This is a genomic window from Bradyrhizobium guangdongense, assembly GCF_006483445.1.
Lineage (GTDB): Bacteria > Pseudomonadota > Alphaproteobacteria > Rhizobiales > Xanthobacteraceae > Bradyrhizobium > Bradyrhizobium guangdongense_A.
In genome coordinates this window covers 1-7100 of the sequence record NZ_PPPT01000059.1, presented here as the reverse complement: position 1 = coordinate 7100, position 7100 = coordinate 1, and the positions used below count along the sequence as shown (strand labels likewise).

The window sequence follows — 7100 nt, the reverse complement described above, 5'->3', positions numbered from 1 at the left end:
GCACAAAGAACGTGGATGCCCGGGACAAGCCCGGGCATGACGGTCGTGGCTACAATCGCGCGCTACTTCGCGACCCCGATCTCGCGAAAATACTTCATCACGCCCGGATGAATCAGCTCCGGCCGCGGCGCGGCCGCGATCGTGTTGGCGGCGGTGGTCTCGCAGGCCTGCGCGAGGGTCTTGCAGAACGTTGGCTCGACACCGTGCAGTGTCTTCGCCAAGCGGTAGGCGATGTCGTCGGGCAGATCCTCGCGCGTCAGCACAAAGCTCCATGAGCCGAGCGAGGCGATGGCTTCGCTCTGCCTGGGATAGCTGCCGGCCGGCACGGTGAGCGGCTTCAGGAACGAATGCTTTGCGCGGATGCGCGCGATCTCGTCCGCGCTGGGCGCGATGAAGCGTGCGCCGCTCGCGCTGGAAGCGACTGCGGCGAATCCGGGCCAGCCGATGCCGGCGCCCCAGAGTGCTGCGACACGGCCATCCTCGACCATCGCGGGGCCGTCGCCGGCGCGGTCGAGATAGATGGCCTTGAAGTCCTCGTCCTGCTTCAGACCGAGCCCGTCGAGCACATAGCGCGCAAGGATCGGCAGGCCAGAACCCTTTGCGCCGAACGCGACCGGCTGTCCCACGAGATCGCGGATGGTCTTGTAGGGGCTGTCCGCGCGCACCACGAACATGCCGGGGTTGGAGTAGATCGCGGTGAGAATCTTCAGCTGCACGGGCGCGCGGCCGATGCCGGCAAAGGCCTCATAGGCCGGCTCGCCCGCGACCAGCGCCAGATCGAGCTCGCCCTTCTCCAGCAGCGGAATGTTCTCGTTGCTGCCCTTGGTGTTGCGCGGCGCGATCGCAAGCGACGGGTCGGCCGCGTTCATGACTTGCGCGAAGGCGTTGCCATAGAGCGGAAAGCCGCCGCCGGGCGTGGCGGTGCCAAGACTGATGGTGATCGGTGAAATGGGCTTGTCTCCGGTTTGGGCCGTGGCGGGGCCTGCAAGCGTCATCGCGGCCAGCGTGATCAACAATCCGAGTTTCATCGCAAGCGCTCCGGCGCCGCATCCGCGGCGTCAACATGCCGGGCTGACTGTAGGCAGCCGTCGAATTTTATGAAAGCATGGCGGCAACGACAACAAGACTATTTGGAGGTTTCATGTTCCGCAGTTTGCGTCACGGTGTTTTTGCGCTCGCGCTCTGTTTCGGCCTGACAAGCATTGCCCCTCCCGCCTCTGCCGCCTACCCCGACCGCCCCGTGCACTGGATGATCGGCTTTGCCGCTGGCGGCCCCGTCGACATCGTCGCGCGCATCATGGCGCAATGGCTGTCGGAGCATTTTGGCCAGCAGTTCATCGTCGAGAACCGCACCGGCTCGGGCGGCAACATCGCGGCTGCGGCTGCGATCAACGCGCCGCCCGACGGCTACACGCTGCTGTTCGTCGCGCCCAACAACGCGATCTCGACCTCGCTCTACAAGAAGCTGCCCTTCGACTTCCTGCGCGACACCGTGCCCGTCGCGAGCATCATGCAGCTCACCAATTTGCTGGTCGTCTCCAACGCGTTTCCGCCAAAAACCGTCCAGGAGTTCATCGACTATTGCAAGGCCAACCCCGGAAAAATCTCCTATGCGTCGTCCGGCAACGGCACCTCGGTGCACATGTCGGCCGAGCTGTTCAAGGTGATGACCAAGTGCGACATGGTGCACGTACCCTATCGGGGATCGGCGATCGCCTTCCCCGACATCATCTCCAACAAGGTGCAGCTCATCTTCGACAACCTCCCCTCCGCGCTGGAGCAGGTGAAGGGCGGCACCGTGCGCGCGCTCGGCGTCACCTCGCCGAAGCGCTGGCCGGCCGTGCCTGACCTGCCGGCGATCGCCGAGACCGTGCCGGGCTTCGAGTCGGTCGGCTTCTACGGCATCTCCGCGCCGAAGGGCACGCCGCAGGAGATCGTCGACACGCTGAACAAGGCGATCGGCGAAGCGCTGAAGGACCCGAAGATCATCGCAAAACTCGGCGAGACCGGCGGCATCCCGCGGCCGATGACGCCGGCCGAGTTCGGCAAGCTGGTTGCCGACGAGACCGAAAAATGGCGCAAGGTGGTGGAGTTCGCAGGGGTTTCGGTCGACTAGCGGGGCAGCGTCGCGGCGCCGGCCGGAACCGAACCGGCGCCGGTCCCCTCGAACGAGAAACCGAAAACAACCCCATGCACAGTAGAAATTCGGCGCCGGCCGAGGTTTGCTGATTTTACGAAATTCTACTTGACCCGTCGGGCAAATCAGGTGTATATTGCCATCATCGCAAGAGTTGTCGGCCACCCGCGCCAGGCGCCGCTGCTCTTGTACTGAGGTCAGCCGGACCCGGCATTGCACCCCCGCTTCAAGCCCTGTAAATGGACCGCGCACCGTTGCCGTCCGCACATTTGCGGCCGTCCCGCGGCGGGGCCTGTAGCTCAATGGTTAGAGCCGGCCGCTCATAACGGTCTGGTTGCAGGTTCGAGTCCTGCCGGGCCCACCACAGCTCGACGGCAGCATGATTCATCCGGAGCGATGAGAGTGAGACGAAACTCGATTGGCTCGGTAGTGCTGCCAGCGACGCTTTAACGCAGATTTCATGGGAACGTGGTCCGATAGCCGCCGTTTTAGCGAGATGACTATGGATCGACATTCATACCAAAAGATGATCCTCGAGAGAATGACGGGCCTGCCTGCCAAGTCCGCCAATTCTTCTCGAGAAGATCCGCGCGATCCGAATGTTATCCCACACTGCGGTGATGAACATTCAGCGGAGGATTCCATCGCTGGATTAGATCCCGCTCTTCAGCCTCGCGGGCAGATGCTCCGTTTGGTGTGGTGTGCGTCATCACGTCAGTCGCGCCGGCGCGCATAGCATCTGTCCAACGCTCGTGGAACGGGATTCGTGCACTGAGATCATCCGCGATACCGAAGTAAAGCGGAACATACAGTCCTGTCGGAAGCCGCTTCACGAATGCGTAATTGCCCGCCTCGCTCTTGATCGCCGACGGCGACCGCGGGTTTGCGAGAAACCAGTATCGATAAAGCTTACCGGATAAACCTGGCCAGTCGATGATATCTGACATCTTGTCCTCCTACACCGTTACCCGCCGCCATGGGAGGCGCGAAGCAGGTACTGACGCGAGCCAGTTGACGATGTCATGGCGACCGTAGGTACGGTGATGATGCGCGCCTATGAGCGCCACCGGACAACCTAGGCGCGCCATCCATGATCCACAGATCTGGTCCCGCTTGAGGCTGTCATCGAGCACGTGGTCTTGGACTACGACTACGCCGAAGTTGACGCCCTGTTCTCTGACGAGGGCAATTTGCCATGCTGACATGACTCTTTCCTGTCTGAGAGCCATGTTGACCGCAGGCATCGAACCGCTACATTTGGTTCGCTGTAAAGCGCCTGTCCCAAAGGGGCTCTCGAGCCCGAGGGGCGGTTTAGGCTGCCGGAAGTTCCAGTTCCGGCAGCCTTTTTATTTTGGAACGACGATCATCCCGATCTGTTGAACCTGTATGTCCAACGTATATACGTAATTGTATTGACGTTGTCAATACAACGTTATACGTTTGCGTATAAAGCAAAAAAGCAATCCAACATAGGAGGTTACGATGTCCACCGCCGTGATGGAGACGCCTCGGGAGAGCAAGAAGGATGCAGTGATCAATGTGCGTCTGCCGACCAAGCTGCGTGATCTCATCGATAGCGCAGCCGCCGTGGTGGGAAAGACGCGGACTGATTTCATTCTGGAGAGCGCAAGGAAGCATGCCGTCGACGTCCTTCTGGACCAACGCCTGTTTTCGTTAGAGACCTCGCAATACGAGGAATTTTTGAAAGCTCTAGATGCACCTGTTCAGCCTAATGCCCGGCTGAAGCAGCTTCTCGCGAGTAAAGCTCCATGGCAGAAATAACGCCCCTACAAGAGGCGCTGGGTCCCCTCGTTGCCCCAGCGCCTCTTTCGTCTTCGCACGACGTTGCTCGTTTCGACTGCGGCAAGATCCCTCTCAATGATTGGCTGAAGCACACGGCACTCAAAGCCGAAGGGCGCTCGGCGCGCTGCTACGTTGCAACGCGTCGACAATCTGTCGTCGGATATTATTGCCTTGCAGCTGGCGCGGTAGAGCACCAAGGCGCACCGCGGAAATTGCGTCGGAATCTGCCCAACCCCACGCCGGTCGTCATAATCGGCAGGCTCGCGGTCGATAAAGAATATCAGGGAAAGGGCCTTGGGCGAGCATTGCTTCAGGATGCGCTGCTTCGTGTTACCAAGGCATCGGAACTAGTTGGAGCGCGCGCTATTCTGGTCCACGCCGTCGATCAGGAATCCGTCCCATTTTATGCCCGCTACGGCTTCAAGTCGTTTCCTGTCGGCAATCGGACGCTCTACTTGTCAATCGAAGAAATCGTTCAGTCACTTTAGTTATCGATCTGCTGGTTGAGCAGCGACGGCTCTCACATGGTCGTTGCGCACGCCAATCTATCATTCCTACCTCAGCACATCTCCGTTGCCTGATTTAACGGGAAAGTCGCATGCAGGAATTATCCCACCTACTTGCTGAGGCCACAGCGGCTATTGAACGAGACTATTTCCTCCTGAGCATTCATGGTGGGCTTCCGGTCTATCGCGAGCGGGTCTATTGCTACGAACTGTATCATCAGATGCGCAAACGCTGGCCGGGCGGCTGCCCCTTCTGGCTCAACGGCGAAGTGGACAAGGCGGCACATCCCAAGCTGATGGAATTGGGCGCCGACGGGTTCAAGCCTGATCTGCTCGTGCACCGCCCAGGCGACATGGGCGGAAACCATGCGGTGCTCGAAGTCAAGCCGGCGCGTTCGGCGCGCCAAGGCGCACCCAAGGATTTGAACACGCTTTCCGTTTTCCGGCGCGTCGTGGGCTATGAACGCGCGATCTATCTAATCTATGGCGGGGATATCTCGGGGAAGCTTGTCGAGCACATCGAGCACCATGCGGAGCGGTCAGATATGCCGTTGCCGGTTGAGCTTTGGGTGCATACCGCGCCCGGCCAAGCCGCCGTGCACGTCAAAACGCTTCAAAGTTCAGCGGCCGCACGATAACTATGTTGTGGAAGTTGCGGGGCTGCAGTTTCGGTCGCGCAGCGGCGCGCGTCTGCGCCAGTTCAGTTCGGCATGGGGTGTCTTCTGCGTCTTCTTGATGAAGGCGTGGAGCAAAATCATCCGACCTTCGTGAACACAGAACTGTACCCGCGCGATACGATTGCCTTCGAGCTCGCTCCGGACTTCGTATTGGGCTTAACTGGAGCGCAACGGAAGCGGAGAAAGACTGGGGCCGGAAGCGCCCCCTCACTCCTCCACCCGCCACAATCGCCACCGCTCCGGCACCCTCTTGAGCTGGTGCATCCCGAGATCCTCGAGGCGGACCCCGGACTGGGTCTTCGGCAGATCCTTCACGCTCGACACCAGCACCTAGCTGGCGCGCGCCTCGCGGCGACGCGGGTACCGATGTGGAAGGCGAGACCGACAATCTCGCCGCCGTCGCTCACCTCACCGGCTTGGCTGACAGTTGGAGCGGATGCGGTTGTTGGCGTGATGCCGGTGGTCGCACGTGCGGCGCACGCAATGACGCGTCAGGGGCTGCGACTTAATCGTCATGGCCTCTCATGGACGTCGCGGTCTCAGGAAGCTATTTTTGAGCAGCCGGACGTCTGAGGTCCTTGTGGACGGAAGCATACGGGTGTCGGTGGTGCCGAAGCCGTGCCGGCTTTGCACACGCCGCTTGGCTGTTCCGCTAAGCGAGCGCAACCCATACAAGGCGCCAATCGACCGCTCTCTCGCAGCAGGAGAATTTCATGGCCAGCGAAAAAGGCCCGAACATCAAGAAGAAGCAGAAATGCAAGAATTGCGAGGGCAAGGGTTTGGTCAAGAAGGGCGACAAGGTGGTGAAGTGCCAGCGCTGCAAGGGCACCGGGGTGCGGTGAGGCTCCCGCGAGAGGCCATTGAACATGCGCGGCCCCTGACTCGCGGGACGATCCCGGACAACGATCACAACAACGTCGCGAGCTCGTAAGCCAGGACGGCTCCGCCAAGGCAACGCCGCCAGGGGTTCACCCCGCGAAAAATCTCGTCGAGCGACCACAGGACGAGGCCGCCTTTGAACGCGATGTCCAGGGCAATGGCGGCGGTGCCCGGCGGATGCCAGAGCCAGCGAAGGACGCCGGCCACGATCACGACCCAGAGCAGGAGGTTGGGAGCCTGGGCAACCGTGATGTCACCGGTTTTTCGATTCCGAAAGAACCATTGCAGGAATCTGGACATGGGCTCCCTTGCCTCTCCGGTGGCGAAGCTATTCGATTGGCCCGATCGCCGCGGTCTCCATGTCTGAACGACCAAGGGGGACCAATGTTTCAGCGCGCGAGCGCTTGCAGGCGGAGAGACCAAATCGCGGACACGCCACGCCAATTTGCGGCGCCGGCGATCATCCCCGGCACGCAGCGCTGACCGCATCTTGTCAGAAAGGCCCGCAATCTGCGGAGCCTTGGCTTTCGTGATTGCAGTCCAGTGCATTCAATTGCTCTGGTCGCTTTCGCAGGTTCGAGAGCATAACTAAATGCACTTACACCGTTGTACCGCTTTCGCAGGAATGAGGGGCACCGGGCCGCACTGTCCCCGCGACAAGGGCCTGGCGCTCACTCGCTCAAGCTGTTCCTGGTCGCGCGAAGAAGGTCATCCGACAGCTTGGGATCGTTCACGGCCCGTGCGAGCACCAGTGCCCCGACCAGGGATGCGGTGGCCGCGAGCGCCTTCTCCTCGCGCTGCTTCGGCTTCAGCCCGTAACCCATTCGGCCGCTCAAAAGCGCGACCATGCCGCGCACGCCGGCCGTGAAACGCTCTCTCACGCCAGCGCTTTGGCGTGACACCTCGCAAGCCAGCGCCGCGAACGGGCAGCCGCTTCCCGGCTCGTCGCGATGCGCCGCCGATAGATATTCTGAAACGTAGTCGCTGAGAGCAAAGACCTCTGGCACGTCTCGCCCCTTGGCGGCGATCGCGTGGGCCACCGCTTCTTCGACGAGCCGTTCCTTGGATCCGAACTGACTGTACAGGCTGCCATGGGTC

9 protein-coding genes, 1 tRNA gene and 2 pseudogenes are annotated in these 7100 nt (G+C 61.1%); 7 read left to right on the top strand and 5 right to left on the bottom strand.

The window, feature by feature from the left end; all coding sequences use genetic code 11:
- Window positions 1-62: 62 nt before the first annotated feature.
- A complete protein-coding gene (locus tag C2U70_RS08770; protein WP_140977603.1) occupies window positions 63-1028 on the bottom strand; it encodes a TAXI family TRAP transporter solute-binding subunit in 966 nt (321 codons plus the stop codon).
- 113 nt (window positions 1029-1141) lie between these two features.
- Here C2U70_RS08770 and C2U70_RS08765 point away from each other — a divergent pair, with 113 nt between their 5' ends.
- Together C2U70_RS08765 and C2U70_RS08760 are read left to right on the top strand one after the other, a co-directional pair.
- A complete protein-coding gene (locus C2U70_RS08765; protein WP_186294142.1) occupies window positions 1142-2116 on the top strand; it encodes a tripartite tricarboxylate transporter substrate binding protein in 975 nt (324 codons plus the stop codon).
- A 309-nt stretch (window positions 2117-2425) separates the two neighbouring features.
- Window positions 2426-2501 (top strand) — tRNA-Ile (locus tag C2U70_RS08760).
- 238 nt (window positions 2502-2739) lie between these two features.
- On the opposite strand, the gene C2U70_RS08755 is transcribed toward C2U70_RS08760, so the two are convergent.
- Window positions 2740-3084 carry a hypothetical protein gene (locus C2U70_RS08755; protein WP_140977601.1) on the bottom strand — a complete coding sequence of 115 codons (345 nt, stop codon included), beginning with the start codon at window positions 3082-3084 and terminating at the stop codon, window positions 2740-2742.
- A gap of 535 nt (window positions 3085-3619) precedes the next feature.
- Here C2U70_RS08755 and C2U70_RS08750 point away from each other — a divergent pair.
- The 3 genes from C2U70_RS08750 to C2U70_RS08740 all read left to right on the top strand — a co-directional run bounded on the left by C2U70_RS08750 (window position 3620) and on the right by C2U70_RS08740 (window position 5084).
- On the top strand, window positions 3620-3919 hold the full coding sequence (locus tag C2U70_RS08750) for a DUF1778 domain-containing protein (RefSeq protein WP_140977600.1): 300 nt from the start codon (window positions 3620-3622) through the stop codon (window positions 3917-3919).
- Window positions 3907-4428 (top strand): GNAT family N-acetyltransferase, encoded by a 522-nt coding sequence (locus tag C2U70_RS08745; RefSeq protein ID WP_140977599.1) that lies wholly within the window; start codon window positions 3907-3909, stop codon window positions 4426-4428. Before C2U70_RS08750 ends, C2U70_RS08745 begins: the two co-directional genes overlap by 13 nt.
- Before the next feature lie 110 nt (window positions 4429-4538).
- On the top strand, window positions 4539-5084 hold the full coding sequence (locus C2U70_RS08740; protein ID WP_140977598.1) for a methionyl-tRNA formyltransferase-like protein: 546 nt from the start codon (window positions 4539-4541) through the stop codon (window positions 5082-5084).
- On the opposite strand, the pseudogene C2U70_RS08735 reads toward C2U70_RS08740, so the two are convergent.
- Window positions 5085-5261, bottom strand: a pseudogene (locus tag C2U70_RS08735) (type II toxin-antitoxin system RelE/ParE family toxin); the annotation flags it as partial. It lies immediately after the preceding gene.
- 355 nt (window positions 5262-5616) lie between these two features.
- On the opposite strand from C2U70_RS08735, the pseudogene C2U70_RS08725 reads away from it, so the two are divergent.
- Together C2U70_RS08725 and C2U70_RS33670 are read left to right on the top strand one after the other, a co-directional pair.
- Window positions 5617-5733, top strand: a pseudogene (locus C2U70_RS08725) (universal stress protein); the annotation flags it as partial.
- A gap of 103 nt (window positions 5734-5836) precedes the next feature.
- Window positions 5837-5965: a hypothetical protein gene (locus C2U70_RS33670; protein WP_283810356.1), complete on the top strand. Its 129-nt coding sequence runs from the start codon at window positions 5837-5839 to the stop codon at window positions 5963-5965.
- Between the two features lie 64 nt (window positions 5966-6029).
- Here the strand turns inward: C2U70_RS33670 and C2U70_RS08720 are convergent, their stop codons facing one another.
- On the bottom strand, window positions 6030-6302 hold the full coding sequence (locus C2U70_RS08720) for a hypothetical protein (RefSeq protein WP_140977597.1): 273 nt from the start codon (window positions 6300-6302) through the stop codon (window positions 6030-6032).
- 371 nt (window positions 6303-6673) lie between these two features.
- The coding region (locus C2U70_RS08715; RefSeq protein ID WP_140977596.1) for an LmrA/YxaF family transcription factor at window positions 6674-7100 on the bottom strand (427 nt) is incomplete at its 5' end.

Bases quoted from the DNA above. Each gene is read 5' to 3' on its own strand.
- C2U70_RS08770 (WP_140977603.1), bottom strand. From the start codon at position 1,028: ATGAAACTCGGATTGTTGATCACGCTGGCCGCGATGACGCTTGCAGGC.
- C2U70_RS08765 (WP_186294142.1), top strand. From the start codon at position 1,142: ATGTTCCGCAGTTTGCGTCACGGTGTTTTTGCGCTCGCGCTCTGTTTC.
- C2U70_RS08755 (WP_140977601.1), bottom strand. From the start codon at position 3,084: ATGTCAGATATCATCGACTGGCCAGGTTTATCCGGTAAGCTTTATCGA.
- C2U70_RS08750 (WP_140977600.1), top strand. From the start codon at position 3,620: ATGTCCACCGCCGTGATGGAGACGCCTCGGGAGAGCAAGAAGGATGCA.
- C2U70_RS08745 (WP_140977599.1), top strand. From the start codon at position 3,907: ATGGCAGAAATAACGCCCCTACAAGAGGCGCTGGGTCCCCTCGTTGCC.
- C2U70_RS08740 (WP_140977598.1), top strand. From the start codon at position 4,539: ATGCAGGAATTATCCCACCTACTTGCTGAGGCCACAGCGGCTATTGAA.
- C2U70_RS33670 (WP_283810356.1), top strand. From the start codon at position 5,837: ATGGCCAGCGAAAAAGGCCCGAACATCAAGAAGAAGCAGAAATGCAAG.
- C2U70_RS08720 (WP_140977597.1), bottom strand. From the start codon at position 6,302: ATGTCCAGATTCCTGCAATGGTTCTTTCGGAATCGAAAAACCGGTGAC.